Genomic DNA, 20,536 nt, shown 5'->3' on the forward strand with positions numbered 1-20,536 from the left:
CGCAAGCCTGAGAGCAGATCAGCGGCGGCGTGCCCGCAGGTAGTCCCCGACCACCGCCGCGCCCAGCCCGTCCAGGTCCGGCACCACCACCCGGCCACCGACGCGTCGCGCCACCTGATCGATGAACCGAGCCAATCCGGGATCGCTGCCGAGGCGGAAGATCGTCAACTGCGCACCGAGTGCGGCCAGCTCGTCGAAGCCCTTCACCGTCAGCGCGATGGTGCGCGGATGCGGCGGGTAGTAGAAGAACGCCTCGGCCCCGTCGCCGAAATCCTCCAGGTGCGCGGTCGGCTCGCCGTCGGTCACGATCATCACCACCGGCTGCGCGTTGGGGTGGCGCCGCAGATGCCGGGCGGCCAGCGCCAGCGCGTGGTGCAGGTTGGTGCCCTGGTCGCGCACGCCCTCCAGCGCGGTCAGTTCGGCGGCGCTGACGGTGCGCGCGTGCCTGCCGAACGCGATGATCTCCAGGTCGTCGGAACGGAAACGGGTGCTCACCAGATGGTTGAGGGCCAGCGCGGTGCGCTTCATCGGCAGCCACCGGTTCTCCATCACCATGGAGAAGCTGGTGTCCACCAGCAGCGCCACGGCCGACTGGGTGCGGGTCTCGGTCTCGGAGATCTCGACGTCCTCGACGCTGAATCGCACCGGCCCGTCGATGGTCCCCGAACCGGCTTGGCGCAGCACCGCATTGGTGATCGTGCGGGTGACGTTCCATGGTTCGGTGTCCCCGAAGGCCCACGGCCGGGTGGCACCGGTCAACTCTCCCGCGGCGCCGGCACGGCGGGTATCGCGTTCACCGTGGCGGCCGGAAAGCTGTTGCGCCACATCACGTAGCGCGGTCTGCCCGAGCTGCCGCATCGCCTTGGGCGACAGCCGGAACTGGCCGTCGGAACCGCGGTCCAGGAATCCCTGATCGGTCAGCGCCCGCTCCAGATCGGCGAGGGTGCGCGCGTTGACCGCGGCCTCGTCACCGAGCTGGCGGGCCAGCATGTCCAGGTCCACGTCCTCCATGGACGCGCCGGCGTAGCTCTGCGACAGCTGTTCGGCCAGCTGCTCCAGCTCGCTGATATCGGCCAGCGCCTGGGTGCCCTGGCCCATGCCCATCGGGTCGTCGCCGCTGAACTCCTCGGAGCCCGACCAGTCCTCGCCCGGCCGGGCCGCCTGCAGGTTGGCGTCCAGCCGGTTCAGTGCGTTCATCAGCGACGGGGACCCGAAAGCCTGCTGCGCCAGCGCATCCAGCTCGGCACGCTGGGATTCGGACAGGCTGTTGCGGAAACGTTGGGCGGCGGCGGACCGCTTGGCCAGCGAGTCCATCAACTCGTCGACATTGCGCGGGTTCTCCGGGAAATGCTGGCCGTGTTCGGCCATGAACTTCTCGAAGTCCTCCTCGGTGTCCTCGCCCGCTGCGTGCTTCTCCAGCAGCTCGTTGAGATCGTCGAGCATCTTGTTGATCGCCTGCCGGTCCTCATCGGTGGCGTTCTGCATCGCCTCCTTCATGCCGGCGAAGCGCTGATCGAGCATCTCCCTGCCGAGCAGATCCTTGATCTGGTCGTACTTCTCCCGGGCTTCCGGTGAGCGCCAGTCATATTCGGCGAGTTCCTGGACTGCTTTGGCCGGCGACGGGGACAGTGCCTCCATCTGCATCTCGTCGAAGCGGGCGTCATCGTCCAGCGCCCGGGCCAGTTCCTTGCGCTCGGCCAGCACGGCCTCGTCGAGTAGCTTCTTGACCTCGGCCAGGGTGCCGTCGAGGTTGTTGCGCTGCAACAGTTCCCGGCGCCGGCGGTTGACCTCGGCGGCCAGCCGGTCGGCCCCGGTCATGTTCTCGGTGCCGCGGCGCATCAGCTCCTGCAGCGCCCGGCGCGGCGAGGCGCCGGACATGACGTCCTCGCCGATCGCGTCGAGCGCCTCCCGCAGATCGACCGGCGGCGCCAGCGGATCGGGGCCGCCGGAGTACCGCGAATACCTGGAAAGGCGTTTAGCCATAGACGGTTTCACCCTCATCGGATTGCTTGTCGATGCGCTTGGCCAGGTACAGGCCCTCCAGCACGAGCTCCACCGCGGCCGCGCGCTGGCCCTCGGTCTGCGCGCCGAGGCGCTCGGCGATCTCGTCGAGCACCGGCAGTTCGGGCAGCGCGGCCAGCACATCCTTGGCCGACACCCGCTCCCCCGTCGTCACCGGTGACCCGGCCTCCACGGCGGCCACCAGCGGCCCGACGTCGATACCGCCGAGCGCACGGGACGCGGTGTCGGCGGTGGCGCGGCGCAGCAGGTGCTCCATCACCGCCTGCTCGCGGCCTTCTTCACCGGATTCGAACTCCAGCTTGCCGCGCAGCACGTCGATCACGGTGCCGAGGTCGACCACCCTGGCCACCGGGTCCTGCTCACCGAGGATGGCGCCACGGTGGCGGGCCGAGGCCGCCACCGTCTCGGCCGCGGCGATGGCGAAGCGCGCCGAGACACCTGAGCGCTGATCGACGGCGGTGGACTCACGAAGTGCGCGCGCGAACCGGGCGATGACGGCCAGCAGATATTCGGGGACCTCGGCCGACAGGTGCGCCTCCTGGGAGATGACACCGACCTCGGCGTCGAGTTCCAGCGGGTAGTGGGTGCGGATCTCGGCGCCGAAGCGGTCCTTGAGCGGGGTGATGATGCGGCCGCGGTTGGTGTAGTCCTCGGGGTTGGCGCTGGCCACCACGAGCACATCCAGTGGCAGCCGCAGCGTGTAGCCGCGCACCTGGATGTCGCGCTCCTCCATCACGTTGAGCATCGCGACCTGGATGCGCTCGGCGAGGTCGGGCAGCTCGTTGACCGCGACGATGCCGCGGTGCGAGCGCGGGATGAGGCCGTAGGCGATGGTTTCCGGGTCACCGAGGCTGCGGCCTTCGGCGACCTTGATGGGGTCGATGTCGCCGACCAGGTCGGCCACGCTGGTGTCCGGAGTGGCCAGCTTCTCGGTGTAGCGCTCGCTGCGGTGGATCCACACGATCGGCAGGCCGTCGCCCGAGGCGGCGGCCCGGCGGGTCGATTCCGGCGTGATCGGGGAATAGGGGTGCTCGCGCAGTTCGGAGCCTTCGATCACCGGCGTCCACTCGTCGAGCAGCCCGACCAGCGAGCGCAGCAGCCGGGTCTTGCCCTGGCCGCGCTCACCGAGCAGGACGAAATCGTGACCGGCGATCAGGGCGCGCTCCACCTGCGGCAGGACGGTGTCCTCAAAACCGAAGAGACCGGTCCAGATCTCCTCGCCGTTCGACAGTCGAGCCAGCAGGTTCTCCCGGAGTTCCTGCTTGATGCCGCGCTCCTGATGGCCGGAGGCGCGCAGCTCGCCGAGGGTACGGGGCAGGTCGTTAGGTGACGTCACAAGCTCCACGCTACGACTGCTCTCGGCTGCGGGCTTGCCCACCTGACTGATCACCGGTTCGCTGTGAGAAAACTACCCAGTACCATGGGTACCGTGAACTTGCATGAGTGGCGTGATCGGCCCAGCACAGTGAGCTTCGGCCCGGCATCGTGGCAGTCCCGGGCGCTGGGTGTGTCGACCGCACTGACGCTGCGTCCGGTGCTGGGATTACTCACCCTCATCGGCCTGCTCATCAACCGGATCTGGCCGGCCGGACTGCAGCGCGCGCACCTCGACACCATCGACCGTCCGCTGCGTCTGATCAGGCCGCTGCCCGGCACCGTCGTCACCCCCGAACGGCTGCCGCACTGCCCCGCCGAGTGGGTGGCGGCACCCGTTGCCACGGATTCCGATCAGGTGATCATCTATTTCCACGGATCGGCGTTGGTGACGCTCGGCCTGAACTCACACCGCCGGTTCGTCTCGAAGCTGTCGGCCGCCACGGGTGCCCGGGTGCTCAACGTCGGCTACCGGCTGGCACCGCAGGCCAGCATCGACGAGGCCGTCGAGGACGGGCTGGACGCCTACCGGCACGCGCTGGCGCTGGGTTTCCAGCCCGGCCGCATCGTGCTCGCCGGTGACTCGGCGGGCGGGCTGATCGCCGCCGACACCGCACTGGCCATCCGCGACGCCGGTCTGACGGTGCCCGCCGGGCAGGTGCTGTTGTCGGCGTTGACGTCCGCCGACATGGATCTCAAGTACCGCGCCCTGCGGGATCACAAAGATGTGCTGTTCCCGTTCATGACGGTCAAGTTCATCTACGACGTGTTCGCCACCGTGAACGGGACCCGGCCGGTGCCGATCATGCCCGCCGAGTCCAACGCGGCCGGGCTGGGCCCGTTCCTGCTGCAGATCGGCACCAACGAGATGCTGCGCAATGACACCTTCGTGCTGGCCGACCAGCTCACCGCCGCGGGCGTCGATGTGTGGGTCCAGGTGTGGGACAAGGCGATGCACATGTTCCAGCTGTCCTTCGACGTCAACCCCGATGCCCGGCGCGCGGTCGAGGAGATCGCGTCCTTCATCGGGCATGTGACCGCCGCCGAGAGCCACGAGGCCACCGCTTGACTCCCCTATTGGCCGAATGGCCACTCATCACACAGATTCTGCGAGATCCCGTGCAATAAGTGGCCACTCGGCGTAGGCGCTAGTGCGCGAAATGCCGTGCGCCGGTGAGGTACAGCGTGATCCCCGCCGCCGTTGCCGCCGCGGTCACCTCGTCGTCGCGCACCGATCCACCCGGATGCACGACCGCCTTCACCCCGGCGTCGATCAGCGTCTGCAGACCGTCCGGGAACGGGAAGAACGCATCCGAGGACGCCACCGCGCCCTGGGTGCGCTCACCGGCCCGCTCCACCGCCAGCCGCGCGGCGTCCACCCGGTTGACCTGTCCCATGCCGACGCCGACGGTGGCGCCGTCCTTGGCGACCACGATGGCGTTGGATTTCACCGCGCGGCCCGCACGCCAGGCGAAGACCAGATCGGCCAGCGTCGCCGGGTCGGCCGGGTCCCCGGTGGCCAGCGTCCAGTTGTTCGGATCGTCGCCCTCGGCGTCGAGTGCGTCGCGCTCCTGCACCAGCAGCCCGCCGCTGATCGGCCGCAAATCGACAGCAGCACCCTCCGGCTCGGCGGCCACCAGGATGCGGATGTTCTTCTTCTTGGTCAGCGCCTCCACCGCACCGGGCGCATAGGCCGGCGCGACGATCACCTCGGTGAAGATGTCGGCCACCGTCTCGGCCATCTCCACGCTGACGGTGGTGTTGGTGGCGATCACTCCACCGAAGGCGGACAACGGATCACACGCGTGCGCCTTGGCGTGCGCATCGGCGACCGACTCCGAGGACACCGCGATACCGCACGGGTTGGCGTGTTTGATGATCGCCACACAGGTCTGCTCGTGGTCGAACGCGGCCCGCCAGGCGGCGTCGGCGTCGGTGTAGTTGTTGTAGGACATCTCCTTGCCGTGCAACTGCTCGGCCTGCGCCAGGCCCGGCCAGCCTGAGTCGTCGCGGTACAGCGCGGCCTTCTGGTGCGGGTTCTCGCCGTAGCGCAGCACCGCACTCCGGCGCGAGGTCGACCCCACCCAGCGCGGCAGCTCTGCGTCGCCCTCCTCGGGGGCGAGCACCGAGACCATCCAGCCCGCCACCGCCACGTCGTACTCGGCGGTGTGCTGGAAGGCCAACGCCGCCAGCTTCTTCCGCTCGGCCAGGGTGAATCCGCCGGCACGCACCGCGGCCAGCACACCGTCATACCCGAGCGGGTCGACGACCACTGCGACGCTGGGATGGTTCTTCGCGGCCGCCCGCACCATCGACGGGCCGCCGATGTCGATCTGCTCGACGCACTCGTCGGGCCCGGCGCCCGAGGCCACCGTCTCGCTGAACGGGTACAGGTTCACCACCACGAGTTCGAAAGGCGCGATACCCAGTTCGGTCAGCGCCGCCTCGTGCTCGGGCTTGCGCAGGTCGGCGAGCACACCGGCGTGCACCTTCGGGTGCAGCGTCTTCACCCGGCCGTCGAGCACCTCGGGGAAACCGGTGACATCCTCCACCGGAGTCACCGGGACACCGGCTCCGGCAATGGTTTTCGCGGTCGAGCCGGTGGAGACGATGCTCACGCCCGCCTCGTGCAGTCCGCGGGCCAGGTCCACCAACCCCGTCTTGTCGTACACACTGATCAACGCACGCCGGATCGGCCGCTTGTCACTCATCCCAGAATCGCCTTTCGTCCGGTCCAGGTCACACCGCGCGTCGCCAGCGCGGCCAGCACGTCCACCAACAGTCGTCGTTCGACGTCCTTGATGCGTTCGTGCAATGTCTCTGCGGTGTCATCCTCGTACACCGCCACGGCCTCCTGCGCCAGGATCGGCCCGGTATCCACCCCGCTGTCGACCAGGTGCACGGTGCACCCGGTCACGCGCACGCCGTAGTCGATGGCATCGGGTACCGCATGCGCACCGGGGAAGGCGGGCAGCAGCGCCGGATGGGTGTTCACGATCCGGCCTTCGAAGCGCGAAAGGAATTCCTGCCCAAAAATTTTCATGAAACCCGCGCTGACCACCAGGTCCGGTGTGTGCTGCGCGACGGCCTCGGTCAGCGCGGTATCCCAGGCGGCGCGATCCGGATGATCGCCCAGGCGCACCTGAAACGACGGGATCGACGCCTCGGCCGCGACCTCGAGCGCCGGGCAGGCCCGATCGGCCCCGACGGCCACCACCCGCCCCGGGTAGTCCCCGGCGGCGGCCTCCAGCAACGAAGCCAGCAGCGATCCGGTACCCGAGGCCAGGACCACCAGCCGGGCCGGCGCGGTCGCCGGTACGCGGAGTGGTCGCTGCTGCACCCGCAGCAGCCTAGTCGTCCTGATCGCGCGGCTTTTCAGCGGTCGCGCCGGGAAGATCGCCGTCGACCATGAAGTGCTCCTCGGGGTCCAGCAGCGGGTCGTCATGCACCTCGGCGGGCGGCGGCGGTGTGCCCAGTTCGAAGGACTCGGCGTGCTCGGGCAACTCGGCCTGCGCATCGAACAGCACGATATCGGTGATCGCGTCCTCCTCCCCGAAATCGTCCTCGTACTCGGGTTCTGGTTCGGGGGTCGGAGCCGGGACCGGTTTCACCCGCTTCGGCCTGCGCACCAGGCCGCCGGCCATCACGACCGTCAGCCCACCGATGGACAGGAACCACAGGAACACCGCGGGCCCGAAGGTGACCTGATCGACGCCGACGTCGCCGAAGTTACCGAGCCGCCCGCCACCGGCGTATCCGAGCAGTGCCATGGTCAGCCCGGCCACCATGGCGGCCACCGCGAGCTTCGCGGCGGCGGTCGGCCAGGGCACCGCCCGGCGCGCACACTGCTGGCCCAGCGCCACCGCCGAGACCGCGGCCACGATCAGCAAGGCCACCCAGATCGGGCCCAGCGGCGGTGTGGGCACCGCGGCGAGCACCGGCACGGCCGGGATGTCGCCGCCCAGCACGGTGAAGGAACTGAAGTTGGCCAGCCCGATGTGGGCGCTGGAACCCACCGCGACGGCGGCCGTCCCGACCAGCACGTTGGGGATGTAGAGCGCCGAGAGCAGGGCCAGGCTGAACTGGCCGAACATCGAGTCGGTGATACCGAACAGGTCGTGCATGGTTCCCCAGTGCACGACGATCGAGCCGGCGGCCACCACACCGGACAGGCCGAGCAACGCCAGCACCCCGGCCGCGGCGGCCCGCAGCGACTCGGGCAGCCAGTGCGGCACCCACGACAAGGTGAGCAGACGGCCCGCCATCGCGACGCCGATCAGCGCGCCGATGGCGTGCACCGCGAGCACCCCGGCGAACGCCCGCGAGGCGTCGGGGGTCTGCAGTTCGGTGATCACCGAGGCCGCGTCGTGGATGACGGCCAGCGCCAGCGCCGCGATGAGCAGCGGTCCGCCCAGCGCCGAGGCCACCACCCAGCGGATGACGAACCAGGAGGACCGTGACGCCGCGGCCGCGGTGGTGCGCGCGGTGCCCCACACCATCAGCAGCACCGGCAGCAGCGGCATCACACCGAGTTCGCGGCCGCCGATGGAGACCGGAACCTGGTGCACGCCCAGCCACATGCTGGCGATGGCGCCGAACGCGCCGGTCATGTCGCTGTTGGCGATGAGCAGCTGGATCAGCGTCACCGCCGCGATCACGCCGAGCGCGACGACCGACGGCCCGAACGCGACCCTGAGCAGGTCGCGAGCCTGTCGGGTACCGACTGACCGGTTGTCCACCACTAGCTGGGTCGCTCCTCGCGCGCGTCGGCGCATCCGACGTCCGGGTGCGCGACGCCCAGACTACGACGAGGGCGTGCCGGACTGCGGTGAGGACTCGGGGTGGCTCGGCGGTGTCGCGGCCGACTGCGACGGAACCGCGGCGGTCGGCGCCGAGGAACCCTGCGGCTCATATCCCGTCGCTTCGCTCGCCCTGGACGGCTGACCGAACGCCGGGAAACCGGTGGGCGGCGTCGGCGGCCCGTTGTGCGAACCGGGGGCACCGGCGGCGGACTGGAATCCACCGGTGTTCGGGGCGCCCTGGTAGCCGTACTGCGACGGGTAACCGGGACGCTGCTGCTGCGGCTGATGGGTCGGGGCGCCGTACTGCTGCTGCCCGCCGGGCTGGCCGTAGTACGGCGCGCCGTACTGGCCGTAGGGCTGCTGCTGCTCGTAGCGGGGCTTGGGCGCCGGCGGCGAGAGCACACCCGCGTCGAACAGCAGTGCGGCGATGGAGGCACCGGTCTGCAGCAGGGTGGTGGCGATGACCAGGTACAGCCCCCAGCCGATGGACAGCCCGGCCGGGGCGTTGATGACCTCGGCCAGCACCAGCAGGAAGGACAGCGTGGACGCGACGGCGACCAGACCGGTACGGGCCTTCTGCTTGGGCAGCAGACCGACACCGGCCAGCAGCGCGGCGAGCACCGAGGCCGCGACCGCCAGGCCGAGGCCCGGGGTGCTGCCGCTGGCGCTGCCGAACTGCGGGAAGTCCGAGTTGCTGATGGTCAGCAACGGACCGAAATTGAACGCGTAGGTCGCCAGACCGAACACTGCGACGGCGGCGGTCAGGTAGACAGGCAGCTTGCTGGGGCCTACCTCTGCGGGCTCGCCGTACTGCTGGGTGGGCGCGTACTGGTTGCCCTGCTGGGCAGGCGGATATCCGGGGTTACCGGGCGGGTAAGTCATGACTCTCCTGTGTGAGCGATTTCGAACCCACGCTAGCGCACCCTGCTGGGCGGCGGCTCAGGCCGATACGAGCACCGGAGCGTCCGGAGCCGTCTGATCGGCTGCCTCGATTTCCCGGACCAGCGGCAGCACTTTTTGCCCGAAGTACTCGATTTCCTCCTGGAAGTGGAGGAAGCCGCCCAGGATGAGGTCCACGCCGCGTTTGCGGTACGCCGCGATCCGCTCGGCGATCTGTTCCGGGGTCCCGATGAGTTGGGTGCGGAATCCGTCGTTGTATTGGACGAGATCCTCGAAGGACGAGTCCGCCCACATTCCCTTCTTGTCCCCGGTGGAACTGCCGGCCTGCTGCACGGCGCCGCGGAAGCCCTCGACGGCCGGCTTGTTGGCCTTCTCGATGATCTCGCGCAGGGTGTCGCGGGCTTCCTTCTCGGTGTCGCGGGCAATGATGAACCCGTTCAGCCCCACCTTGACCTCGCGCCCCACGGTGCGGGCATGGTCGCGCACCTCCACCACCTGCTCGGTGATGCCGGCGAAGTCCTTGCCGTTGGAGAAGTACCAGTCCGAGTACAGGCCGCCGTTGCGGCGCGCGGCGGTGGAGTTGCCGCCCTGGAACAGTTCCGGGTTGGGACGGTCGGCGGTGTTCAGCGGCTTGGGCTTCAGCGTGAAGTCGTGGATGCGGTAGAAGTCGCCGCGGAAATCCACGTCATCCTCGGTCCAGATTTTGCGCAGCACCTGCAGGAACTCCGCGCTGCGCCGGTAGCGCTCGTCGTGTTCCAGCCATGGCTCGCCCAGATGGGTGAACTCGTCCTTGAACCATCCGGACACCACGTTGACGGCGAACCGGCCGTTGCTCAGATGGTCGGCCGTGGCCCCCAGCTTGGCCAGCACCGCGGGCTGCCACAGGCCCGGATGCACCGCGGCGATCACCTTGAGGCGTTCGGTGGCCAGCAGCAGCGCCAGGCTGAAGCTGGTCGACTCGTGCTGGTACTCGGCGCCGTAGCTGGCCTCGTAGCGCACCTGGGACAGCGCGTACTCGAACCCGTTGTTCTCCGCGGTCTGCGCCAGCTTCTTGTTGTACTCGTAGTTCCAGTCGGTGCGCTGCTCGATATCGCTGGTCACCAGGCCGCCGCTGACGTTGGGCACCCAGTAGGCGAACGTGGTGTGGTCGGCGATGCGTTCGGTCGTCATGGGTGCCATGGCAGCAGCCCGGGCGCCCCTTCGTCACCAGTAACGATCGGGCTGAACGGAACGGCTTGCGGCCCGGCCTTGCGCTGGCGGACTAGAACACGTTCTAATTCTGGGCATGGACTACGGGCTCGTACTTTTCACCAGTGACCGCGGCATCGCCCCGGCGCCGGCGGCCAAACTGGCCGATGACCACGGTTTCACCACCTTCTACGTGCCCGAGCACACGCACATCCCGATCAAGCGGGAGGCGGCGCACCCGACGACCGGCGACGAGTCCCTGCCCGACGACCGTTACATGCGCACCCTCGATCCCTGGGTCAGCCTGGGCACCGCGGCCGCCGTGACCAGCCGGGTCCGGCTGTCCACCGCGGTGGCCCTGCCCGTGGAGCACGACCCGATCACGCTGGCCAAGTCGATCGCGACGCTGGATCACCTGTCCGGGGGGCGCGTCAGCCTGGGCGTCGGATTCGGCTGGAACACCGACGAATTGGCCGACCACAAGGTCCCGCCGGGCCGCCGCCGCACCATGCTGCGCGAATACCTGGAGGCCATGCGCTCGCTGTGGACCGAGGAAGAAGCCTCCTACGACGGTGAATTCGTGAACTTCGGCCCTAGCTGGGCGTGGCCCAAGCCGGTGCAGTCACACATCCCGGTACTGGTCGGCGCGGCGGGCACCGAGAAGAACTTCAAGTGGATCGCGAAGTCGGCCGACGGCTGGATCACCACCCCGCGGGACTTCAACATCGATGAGCCGGTGAAGCTGCTGCAGGACACCTGGGCCGCCGCCGGCCGCGAGGGCGCCCCGCAGATTGTGGCGCTGGACTTCAAGCCGGATCCCGAGAAGCTGGCCCACTGGCGCGATCTCGGCGTCACCGAGGTGCTGTTCGGGCTGCCCGACAAGCCCGAGGCCGAAGTCGGCGCCTACGTGGAGCGGCTGGCGGGCAAGCTCGCCCAACTGGTCTGAGCTAGGCCAGGGACGCCTGGTTGATGCCGTCCTCGGTGGACTTCACCTCGATGCGCGCCCCCAGCGGATCACCGTCGGACATCAGCGCCACCAGCGCTTCGTCGGTGCTCAGCGCCATGAACCGGGAGTTGTCGGCCTCCAGCCGGCCGATGATGACGCCGGTGGTCTCGGGCCAGTCGTAGCGCACCGAGTACGTCTCGATGACGCCTGTGCCGTCGGCGTCGCGCGTGACGGGCACCGTGGGCAGCGCGGCAATCTCGGCCTGCCGCGCCTTGCTGTCGTCGGCTTTCCACTCGGCGGGTGTGGTCGAGTACACCCCGACCGAATACTTGCTCATCACACCACCGTTGGCGCCGACGAGGCCGAATGCGCCCGGCTGGGCCCGCATGTGGGCGACCGTCTCGGCGATGCCATGGACGGAGTAGCTGTTGCCCGGGCCGCCGAAGTACGGAAGCCCGCCGGTCAGGGTGAGGCCGCGCGGATCATCGGTCGCCAGCCCGGTCGAATCGCAGACGGAGAACACCGGGAACGGGAAGCAGCTGTACAGGTCGAAGGTGGACACCTCGGCCAGGCCTATTCCGGCCACCCGAAGCGCCTCTGCCACAGCTTTTTCCGCAGAGAAGCTGGCGCTGAGGTCCTCCCGGTCGAGCAGCTGCTGCTCCACCATGTCGGCGTGGCCGTGCAGGTACACCCATTTGTCCTCGGGCACCGATAGTCTGCGGGCCGCGGCCACCGACATGATCAGCACGGCGGCACCCTGGTTCACCTGATCGCGGGCCACCATCAACCGCGGGTAGGGATCGCAGATCATCCGGTTCTCGGCGGTCACGGTGAGCAGTTCGTCGACGGAGCGTTGCACCGGAGACGACGACAGCGGGTTCCGGGCGGCAACTTCGGAGAACGGCGCGAACAACTCGGCCATGTCTCGGCGGTAGTCGTCCACCGTCGCGCCGAGGCGGGCCCGGCGCGCATTGTCCAGCAGACCGTATTGCACCGGCGCACCGGTCAATCCGTGCTTGGCGGTGTACTCGTTCATGTACTGATCGAAGCCGTACCCGCGGTCCTCGAGTTGACCGCCAACCTGTTCGGAGTGATCGGGTAAGGCATCACGGCCGGCGAAATAGCGCAGCGTGGAACCGTTCTCGGAGCCGAGCACCAGCACCACCTCGGCATCCCCGGCCGCGATGGCACCGGAGAACTCGGTCACCACCTTCTGCGATCCGTGCCCGCCCAGCGGTTCGAGCACCGCGCGGGCCGGGTCGGCGCCGATGCGGGCGGCGACCGAACGCGGGTAGTTGTCCGAGCACCCCAGCGGCGCTTCGGAGAACGGTGTGCAGATCTCGAACTGCCGGAGCGCGACGAAGACCTCGATCGCCTCGGCCACCGCGGATACGTCGGCGCCGGTGTCGGCCAGCGCGGCCCGCACCGCCTCGGTGGCCAGCTCGACCGACGACATCCCTCGATAGTCCGGCGCGTCGACGCGCTCGGTGAACTGTCCGACACCGACGATCACCGGCGTACGCGGATCCACCATTACAGGCCTCCTGACACGTGTTAGTTCGTCAGGCTAACCGATTGACCTCCAGTAGCAAAAATACACCATCCTTGTTGTACAACTTGATTGACGTACATCAACACGAGCGTATGATTGTCTGATGAATTGGACCGCCCGGCCGATGTCCCTGGTGGTCGGAGGCGTGGTGCCGCCGGAGAACGTGGTCGGCCGCGTCCGCGAAGAGCAGGAGATCCTGTCCAGCCTGGCCCACGGCGGTGCGGCCCTGGTCGGCGACCGCCGCCACGGTAAGACCTCCCTGGCCCGCCTGGTCGCCCACACGGCGCGGCAGCGCGGGCTCACCGTGGTCTCGGTCAGCGCCGAACGCCAGACCTACGCCGAATTCGTCACCGCCCTGGCCGGCGAACTCGGCCGGATCGACAGCGCCTTGCGCCAGGAGGTCGAGCGCTGGAAGGTCGCGTTCGGCACCGGGCCGGTGCGTTTCGAACGCGCCCAGGCCGGGGCCGCCCTCGACGATCTGCTGCAGCGCGCGGTCGCCCGGGCCCGCAGCGGGCCCCTGGTGCTGTTCATCGACGAGGTGACCGTGCTGGCCCGGAATCTGGAGCGGGAAGGCGCCAGCGGTGGTGATGCCTTCCTGCACCTGCTGCGGCGATTCCGGCAGGACAACACCGGGCGGCTGGCCACCGTGCTGTCCGGGTCCATCGGCTTTCATCACGTCTCCGGCGACGCCCTGAGTTCGGTCAACGACATCCGCAAGGTCACCGTCGGCCCCATCCGCCATGACCACGCCACCTACCTGGCCGAGTGCCTCATGCTGGGCGCCCGGGTCGACGGCACCGATGCGCACCTGGTCGCCGAGTCCATCGCCGCCACCGCCGAGAACGTGCCGTACTACATCCAGCATCTGGTCGCGGCGTCCGCGCGCACCGACGGCCCCGTCCGCCCCGGCGACATCCCGGCGCTGCTGCGGGCCGCGGTGACCGACCCCCACGATCCGTGGGATCTGCGCCATTACCGCGACCGCTTGCGCAACTACTACGGCGACGACGCCGCGGCCATCGCCAACCTGCTGGACATCTACGCGCACGCGGCGGGACCCGTCAGTGTCGACACCGTGGCACACCTCCTGCGTTCAGAGGGGTCCACCATCGGCGATCGCGACCAGTTGGTGTCGTTCATCGAACGCCTGGAGCAGGACCACTATCTGCGCCGGGCCGGCGACGAGGACTGCTTCGCATCGGGATTGGTGCAGTCCGCCTGGCTGGCCATGCGGAGGTGACGGTGAGCATCCTCTTCTCCCCCGGCACCGTGGACCCCGGTGAACTGGATGCCCGCACCGTCGGGCGCCGGCCCCTGCTCGAGCGACTCACCGACCGGATCGTCTCGGCCGCCCGCGACGGCTCGCGGCCGCACACCTTGCTGATCGGTCCGCGCGGCAGCGGTAAGACGCACACCGTCGCGGTGGCGGTGCACCGTGCACTGTCCGACACCGCCACCGCCGAAAGCGTGCTGCCCCTGCGTCTTCCCGAGGACGCACTGGCGATCGGTCACTACGGCGACCTGCTCGTCGAGCTCATCCGGCCCTATCGACCGCAGGCCGGCGCGCTGCGCACCGAGGTGATCGAACTGGAGCGGGTGATCCTCGACATCGCCGACGGCAGGATGGTGCTGCTGGTCATCGAGAACCTGGACCGGGTGTTCGACGCGATCGGCGAATCCGGCGCGGGCAGCCTGCGCGCCTGGATCGAAACCTCCACGGCGGTATCGATTCTCGGCACCGCTCCGGCACTGTTCCCCGGCGTCGCGTCCCGCGCCCACCCCTGGTACGGCTCGTTCATCATCGAGGAACTCGACGATCTCACCGCCGCCGAGGGCGCCCAGATCATCGCCCGCAACCCCGCGCTGGCCGACTACGTCGGCACCCCCGAGGGACTGGCCCGGCTGGAGTCCATCTACGAATTCGCCGGGGGTTCGCCGCGGTTGTGGCAGACCGTCGCCGAGACCGCGGATGTCGCCGACCTGTCGGCGCTGGAGCCCGCCAAGGCCGTACTGCTGGACCGGTTGTCACCGGCATACCAGCAGCAACTCTGGCTCCTGCCCGCCGGCGAGCAGCGCCTGGTGGTGGAGCTGGCCCGCGGGCCCGGAGCCCGCACGGTCACCGATCTCGCTGCCGCGGTGGGTGTTTCGAACCAGTCGGCGGCCGCGGCGCTGGGGCGGCTGGCCGCGGCACGCTGGGTGGACTCCGCCAAATCCGCTATCGGCGACCGGCGCGCCACCTGGTATGACCTCACCGATCCCCTGGTCCGTCACATCATCCGGTACCGCGAGGGCACCCATCTCACTTGACGGTCTTGTCACTTAGTGACACTGTGGAGATGTCACTTAGTGACACTCCATCGAGAAAGGACCTCGTGACCGACACGACGCACACCCCCGCGATCATTTCCGTCGAGGACTTCTTCAGCCCGCCCGAACGCGCCGGGGCCACGATCTCCCCGGACGGCACCCGCATCGCCTACCTCGCCCCGTGGCGGAACCGCCTCAACGTGTGGGTGCAGGACGTGGACGGTGAGCAGGAGCCCCGCTGCGTCACCGCCGACGAGACCCGCAGCGTGTACTTCTACAGCTGGACCCACGATTCGCGGTGGCTGCTGTACATGCAGGACAGCGGCGGCGACGAGCACTGGCACGTGTACCGGGTGGACCCGGACGCGCCGGGCACCCCGGCCGTGGACCTCACCCCGTTCCCCCGGGTGCGCGCCTCCTACGAACTGCTCAAGGCCCGTCCCGGCAAGGCACTCGTCCAGCACAACGCGCGGAACGCCGAACTGGTCGACGCCTTCGAACTCGACATCGCCACCGGTGAGCTCACCCTGCTCGCCGAGAATCCCGGCACCGTCGTCAGCTGGATCGGCGGGCCCGGCGGTGACCTGTTCACCAATACCCTGACCGCCGAAGGCGATGTCGAGATATCGCAATGGGATTCGGCCACCCAGACGTTGCGGCCCATCCGGGTGTACGAGGGCAGGGACTATCCGCTGGGCATCCACCCCGTCGCCGTCTCCCCCGATGGCACCGGCATCTGGCTGGGCTCCTATCAGGGCAGCGACCGGCTCCGGCTGGCCCGCGTCGACGTGGCCACCGGGGAGGAGACCGAGGTGCACAGTCACCCGACGCTCGACCTCGGCGCGCAGTTGGTGCTGCCCTCACCGTTCATCATCAGCGAGCGGACCGGGGAGTTGATCGGCGCTCGCTATTACGGTGAGCGACAGGTGATCCACGCCCTCGACGACGAATTCGCGGAGGTATTGCAGGCACTCACGAAGCTGTCCGACGGTGACCTGGCCGGCATGTCCTGCGATGACAGCGGGCAACGCTGGGTGGTCAATTTCAGCCATGACCGCGATCCGAACGTCACGTATTTCTACGATCATGGGACCGGTGCGAGCCGACTGTTGTTCCGGCCCTACCCGCATCTGGATCCCGCCGCGCTGGCCGAGATGAAACCGGTCACCGTCACCGCACGCGATGGGCTGGAGCTGCATTCGTATCTGACGCTGCCCGTGGGCGTGCCGCCGGAGAACCTGCCGCTGGTGCTGCTGGTGCACGGCGGCCCGTGGTCGCGGGACTGTTGGGGCTATCAGCCGGACGTGCAGCTGCTGGCCAACCGCGGATATGCGGTGCTGCAGGTCAACTTTCGCGGATCCACCGGCTACGGGAAGTCGTTCACCCAGGCCGCGATCGGCGAGTTCGCCGGCAAGATGCACGACGATCTGATCGATGCGGTGGACTGGGCGGTCAAGCAGGGCTTCGCCGACCGGGACCGGGTGGCCATCTTCGGCGGCTCCTACGGCGGATACGCCACCCTGGTCGGTGTCACGTTCACCCCGGACGTCTTCGCCGCGGCCATCGATTACGTCGGGATCTCCAGCCTGCCCAACTTCATGCGCACGCTGCCCGACGTCGGCCGCCGGTTCCTGGCCAACAACTGGAACCTCTACGTCGGCGACCCGAAGGATCCCGCACAGGAGGCCGATATGTTGGCCCGCTCGCCGATCACCCGGGTCGATCAGATCCGCACCCCGCTGCTGGTGGTGCAGGGCGCCAACGACTCTCGCGTGGTGCAGGCCGAGTCCGACAACATGGTTGCGGCCCTGCGCGATCGTGGCGTCGAGGTCGAGTACATGGTCAAGGAGGACGAGGGACACGGATTCCTCAACCCGGACAACAACATCGACATGTACCACGCCGTGGAGAAGTTCCTGGCCAAGCACCTGTAGACCCGGAACACGTAAAAGCCCCTGGAATCGCAGTGATTCCAGGGGCTTTTCGCGTGCTCGGTGCCTACAGGCCTGCCAGCAGCTCGCGCGCCTTGGCGGCGGTCTCCGACGGGGTCTTGCCGACCTTCACGCCGGCGGCCTCCAGAGCCTCCTGCTTACCGGCCGCGGTGCCCGCACCGTCGGACACGATGGCGCCGGCGTGGCCCATCGTCTTGCCCTCGGGAGCGGTGAAGCCCGCGACGTAGCCGACGACCGGCTTGGTGACGTTGGCCTGGATGTAGGCGGCGGCCTTCTCCTCGGCGTCGCCACCGATCTCGCCGATCATCACGATCAGCTTGGTCTCGGGATCCTTCTCGAACGCCTCGATGGCGTCGATGTGGGTGGTGCCGATGACCGGGTCGCCGCCGATGCCGATGGCGGTGGAGAAGCCCAGATCGCGCAGTTCGTACATCATCTGGTAGGTGAGGGTGCCGGACTTGGAGACCAGTCCGATCGGGCCCTTGCCGGTGATGTTGTTCGGCGTGATGCCGACCAGCGACTCGCCGGGGGTGATGATGCCGGGGCAGTTCGGCCCGATGATGCGGGTCTTCTCGCCCTTCTCGACGTTGTAGGCCCACGCATAGGCGCTGTCCTGCACCGGGATGCCCTCGGTGATGACGACCAGCAGCGGGATCTCGGCGTCGATGGCCTCGATGATGGCGTCCTTCGAGAAGGCCGGCGGCACAAAGGCAATCGACACGTCGGCGCCGGTCTCCTTGATGGCCTCGGCCACCGAACCGAACACCGGCAACTCGATCTCGTTGCCGTCTTTGTCTTCGTGCTTGACCGTGGTGCCGGCCTTGCGGGCGTTGACGCCACCGACGATCTGGGTGCCGGCCTTGAGCATCAGCTTGGTGTGCTTGGTGCCTTCACCGCCGGTGATGCCCTGGACGATGACCTTGGAATCCTTGTTCAGGAAGATAGACATCTTTGTTGGCTCCCTTACTTGTTGGCCAGCTCGGCGGCCTTGTCGGCGCCGGCGTCCATGGTGTCGGCCTGGATGACCAGGGGGTGGTTTGCCTCATCGAGGATGCGACGGCCCTCTTCGACGTTGTTGCCGTCCAGGCGGACCACGAGCGGCTTGTTCGCACTGTCGCCGAGCTTCTTGAGCGCGCCGACGATGCCGTTGGCGACCGCGTCACAGGCGGTGATGCCGCCGAAGACGTTGACGAAGACGCTCTTGACCTGGCTGTCGCCCAGGATGACGTCCAGACCGTTGGCCATCACCTCGGCCGAGGCGCCGCCGCCGATGTCCAGGAAGTTGGCGGGCTTCACGTTGCCGTGATGCTCACCGGCGTAGGCGACGACGTCCAGCGTCGACATGACCAGGCCGGCGCCGTTACCGATGATGCCCACCTCGCCGTCGAGCTTGACGTAGTTGAGGTCGTTCTCCTTGGCCTTGAGCTCGAGGGGATCGGTGGCGTCCTTGTCCTCGAACTCGGCGTGGCCGGCCTGCCGGAAGTCGGCGTTCGCGTCCAGGGTGACCTTGCCGTCCAGCGCCAAGATCTGATCGTCGGGGGTGCGCACCAGCGGGTTGACCTCCACCAGGGTGGCGTCCTCGCCGATGAACACCTCCCAGAGCTTCTGGATGGTCACGGCCGCGGCGTCGAGCACCTCGGCGGGCAGGTGGCCCTTCTCGGCGATCTCACGCGCGAAGGCCAGATCGACACCCTTGACGGCGTCGACGGGCACCTTGGCGAGGCGCTCGGGCTTGGTGGCGGCGACCTCTTCGATCTCCATGCCGCCCTCGACCGAGCACATGGCCAGGTAGGTGCGGTTGGAGCGATCGAGCAGGAAGGAGATGTAGTACTCCTCGGCGATGTCACTGGCCTCGGCGACCAGCAGCTTCTTGACGATGTGGCCCTTGATGTCGAGGCCCAGGATGTTGGTGGCATGCTCCAGCGCGTCGGCGGGGGTGGCCGCGTACTTCACGCCGCCGGCCTTTCCGCGGCCGCCGACCTTGACCTGCGCCTTGACCATGACCGGCTTGCCGATTTCCTCGGCGATCGCCTTGGCGTCCTCGGCGGATTCGGTCACCCGGCCGGGCGTCGTGGGAACGTTGTGCTTGGCGAACAGTTCTTTCGCCTGGTATTCGAAAAGATCCATGAGCTTCCTAAGTTGCGTCGGTGCGAATGACTTATGAAGTGGGCCGCCGGACCGGCCGGAAGGCCGCGACAGGCTCGCTGGCACTGTATCCATCCCGGTGTCGACCGCCGTCATCGCCTACCGCTCATGTGGTACATCTCACCGGGGCCGCTTGGTGATACAAGTCACATTCACGGTGGGAATGCTCACTTAAGTTGCCACCAACATTGGGATTTGGTTAACGTGCCTACTGGTCTTGATAACGGACAGGTCACGACGCTAAGGACATTCCAGGTTGGCTGAGCACAGTTCGTCCCGAACCCTCAGGGGGACAGCGACGAAAGGGCTCTCCACCCAAAGTCCCGCGGAAGTCACCGACATCATCCCGTTCAATGAGTTCGGCGACCTCCATGACCTGGACTTTCGCGACAGCTCCGCGTTCGATAAAGAACAGCGTGTGATCGCCGCGCCCGAGCTCGACGACCTCCACGACACCGACGATCTGGTGCCGCTGCGGCTGGTCGTGCCCACCGAATTCCGGTCACAGACGACGCCGACCGGCGATGTCGGCAAGGATCTCGGTTCCTCGCACGCCTATCGCGATAGTCACACCGACCTCAGTGACGGCAACGCCCTGACCGACGTGATCGACATGCGCGGCACCCATCAGCGCAGCGGCGGCGCCCACCGCAAGCAGACCGTCGGCGCGGTCAAGAGCCGCCTGATGATCGCGGCCATGGCCGCCGGCGCGACCGCCTCCGGCGCGTACTCACTGAGCAACCCGGACACCACCCCGACCACCGACACGGTGCTGGCCGCGGACAACGCCCTCATCAACGGTGCGGCCATCAGCGGCTCCCCGGACGGTATGCAGATCGTCGCGGTGCAGCCGGTCGCTTCGGGCGCCATCCACGCCGAGGAGATCAACAAGGCCGCCGCATTCGCCCAGGAGCGCGCCGAGCGCGAGGCACGCCTGGCGCGTCCGCTGTTCGCGATGCCCACCAAGGGCGTGTGGACGTCCGGTTTCGGTTACCGCTGGGGTGTGCTGCACGGCGGTATCGACATCGCCGGTCCGATCGGCACCCCGATCATGGCGGCCAGCGACGGCGTCGTCGTCGAGGTCGGCCCGACGGCCGGTTACGGCGCGCTGGTGAAGCTGCGCCACTCGGACGGCACCGTGACGCTCTACGGCCACATCAACACCTGGTTGGTCAGCAAGGGCCAGCGCGTCATGGCCGGCGACCAGATCGCGACCATGGGCAACCGCGGCAACTCCACCGGCCCGCATCTGCACTTCGAGGTGCTGATGAACGGCTCCAACCGGATCGACCCGGTGCCGTGGCTGGCGCAGCGGGGGCTCAGCCCCGGCAACTACGTCGGCTAGAAA

General features: G+C 68.2%; 16 protein-coding genes. 6 read left to right on the forward strand and 10 right to left on the reverse strand.

All coding sequences use genetic code 11. From position 1 onward, the window contains the following. Positions 1-18: 18 nt before the first annotated feature. Positions 19-2,001, reverse strand: a complete 1,983-nt coding sequence (locus ASE48_RS17190; RefSeq protein WP_156409249.1) for a vWA domain-containing protein — start codon at positions 1,999-2,001, stop codon at positions 19-21. Beyond that, positions 1,976-3,358, reverse strand: coding sequence for an ATP-binding protein (locus tag ASE48_RS17195; protein ID WP_057168596.1), 1,383 nt, complete (start codon positions 3,356-3,358; stop codon positions 1,976-1,978). Before ASE48_RS17195 ends, ASE48_RS17190 begins: the two co-directional genes overlap by 26 nt. A gap of 84 nt (positions 3,359-3,442) precedes the next feature. On the opposite strand from ASE48_RS17195, the gene ASE48_RS17200 reads away from it, so the two are divergent. Further along, positions 3,443-4,465, forward strand: a complete 1,023-nt coding sequence (locus ASE48_RS17200) for an alpha/beta hydrolase (RefSeq protein WP_442928729.1) — start codon at positions 3,443-3,445, stop codon at positions 4,463-4,465. 79 nt (positions 4,466-4,544) lie between these two features. Here ASE48_RS17200 and purH read toward each other — a convergent pair whose 3' ends face one another. The 5 genes from purH to sfnG all read right to left on the reverse strand — a co-directional run bounded on the left by purH (position 4,545) and on the right by sfnG (position 10,268). Then, positions 4,545-6,107 (reverse strand): bifunctional phosphoribosylaminoimidazolecarboxamide formyltransferase/IMP cyclohydrolase, encoded by a 1,563-nt coding sequence (gene purH, locus ASE48_RS17205; protein ID WP_057168317.1) that lies wholly within the window; start codon positions 6,105-6,107, stop codon positions 4,545-4,547. Further along, positions 6,104-6,736 (reverse strand): phosphoribosylglycinamide formyltransferase, encoded by a 633-nt coding sequence (purN, locus tag ASE48_RS17210; RefSeq protein WP_057168318.1) that lies wholly within the window; start codon positions 6,734-6,736, stop codon positions 6,104-6,106. The genes purH and purN overlap by 4 nt, the downstream gene beginning before the upstream one ends. Before the next feature lie 10 nt (positions 6,737-6,746). Beyond that, the gene (locus ASE48_RS17215) at positions 6,747-8,135 is read right to left on the reverse strand and encodes a cell division protein PerM (protein ID WP_057168598.1); all 1,389 of its coding nucleotides are present in this window, start codon (positions 8,133-8,135) and stop codon (positions 6,747-6,749) included. A gap of 63 nt (positions 8,136-8,198) precedes the next feature. Continuing rightward, a complete protein-coding gene (locus ASE48_RS17220) occupies positions 8,199-9,080 on the reverse strand; it encodes a DUF5336 domain-containing protein (RefSeq protein ID WP_057168319.1) in 882 nt (293 codons plus the stop codon). A gap of 57 nt (positions 9,081-9,137) precedes the next feature. Then, positions 9,138-10,268, reverse strand: coding sequence for a dimethylsulfone monooxygenase SfnG (gene sfnG / locus ASE48_RS17225; RefSeq protein WP_057168599.1), 1,131 nt, complete (start codon positions 10,266-10,268; stop codon positions 9,138-9,140). A 115-nt stretch (positions 10,269-10,383) separates the two neighbouring features. On the opposite strand from sfnG, the gene ASE48_RS17230 reads away from it, so the two are divergent. Further along, positions 10,384-11,232 carry an LLM class F420-dependent oxidoreductase gene (locus ASE48_RS17230; RefSeq protein ID WP_057168320.1) on the forward strand — a complete coding sequence of 283 codons (849 nt, stop codon included), beginning with the start codon at positions 10,384-10,386 and terminating at the stop codon, positions 11,230-11,232. Between the two features lies 1 nt (position 11,233). Here ASE48_RS17230 and ASE48_RS17235 read toward each other — a convergent pair whose 3' ends face one another. After that, positions 11,234-12,766, reverse strand: a complete 1,533-nt coding sequence (locus tag ASE48_RS17235; RefSeq protein ID WP_057168321.1) for an acetyl-CoA acetyltransferase — start codon at positions 12,764-12,766, stop codon at positions 11,234-11,236. Between the two features lie 142 nt (positions 12,767-12,908). Between ASE48_RS17235 and ASE48_RS17240 the strand changes: the two genes are divergently transcribed. The 3 genes from ASE48_RS17240 (at position 12,909) to ASE48_RS17250 (ending at position 17,025) form a co-directional block, all read left to right on the forward strand. After that, positions 12,909-14,024 (forward strand): ATP-binding protein, encoded by a 1,116-nt coding sequence (locus ASE48_RS17240; protein WP_057168600.1) that lies wholly within the window; start codon positions 12,909-12,911, stop codon positions 14,022-14,024. Positions 14,025-14,026: 2 nt separating this feature from the next. Then, positions 14,027-15,091, forward strand: a complete 1,065-nt coding sequence (locus ASE48_RS17245) for an ATP-binding protein (protein WP_327049652.1) — start codon at positions 14,027-14,029, stop codon at positions 15,089-15,091. Positions 15,092-15,156: 65 nt separating this feature from the next. After that, a complete protein-coding gene (locus ASE48_RS17250) occupies positions 15,157-17,025 on the forward strand; it encodes a S9 family peptidase (RefSeq protein ID WP_235571282.1) in 1,869 nt (622 codons plus the stop codon). Positions 17,026-17,089: 64 nt separating this feature from the next. Here the strand turns inward: ASE48_RS17250 and sucD are convergent, their stop codons facing one another. Continuing rightward, positions 17,090-17,992 (reverse strand): succinate--CoA ligase subunit alpha, encoded by a 903-nt coding sequence (gene sucD, locus ASE48_RS17255; protein ID WP_057168323.1) that lies wholly within the window; start codon positions 17,990-17,992, stop codon positions 17,090-17,092. A gap of 14 nt (positions 17,993-18,006) precedes the next feature. Continuing rightward, entirely contained in the window at positions 18,007-19,170 is a 1,164-nt protein-coding gene (gene sucC, locus ASE48_RS17260) for an ADP-forming succinate--CoA ligase subunit beta (RefSeq protein WP_057168324.1), read from the reverse strand. A 274-nt stretch (positions 19,171-19,444) separates the two neighbouring features. Here sucC and ASE48_RS17265 point away from each other — a divergent pair, with 274 nt between their 5' ends. Beyond that, positions 19,445-20,533, forward strand: a complete 1,089-nt coding sequence (locus tag ASE48_RS17265) for a M23 family metallopeptidase (protein WP_057168325.1) — start codon at positions 19,445-19,447, stop codon at positions 20,531-20,533. The last annotated feature ends 3 nt before the right edge of the window (positions 20,534-20,536 follow it).

Source organism: Mycobacterium sp. Root265 (assembly GCF_001428895.1).
Classification (GTDB): domain Bacteria; phylum Actinomycetota; class Actinomycetes; order Mycobacteriales; family Mycobacteriaceae; genus Mycobacterium.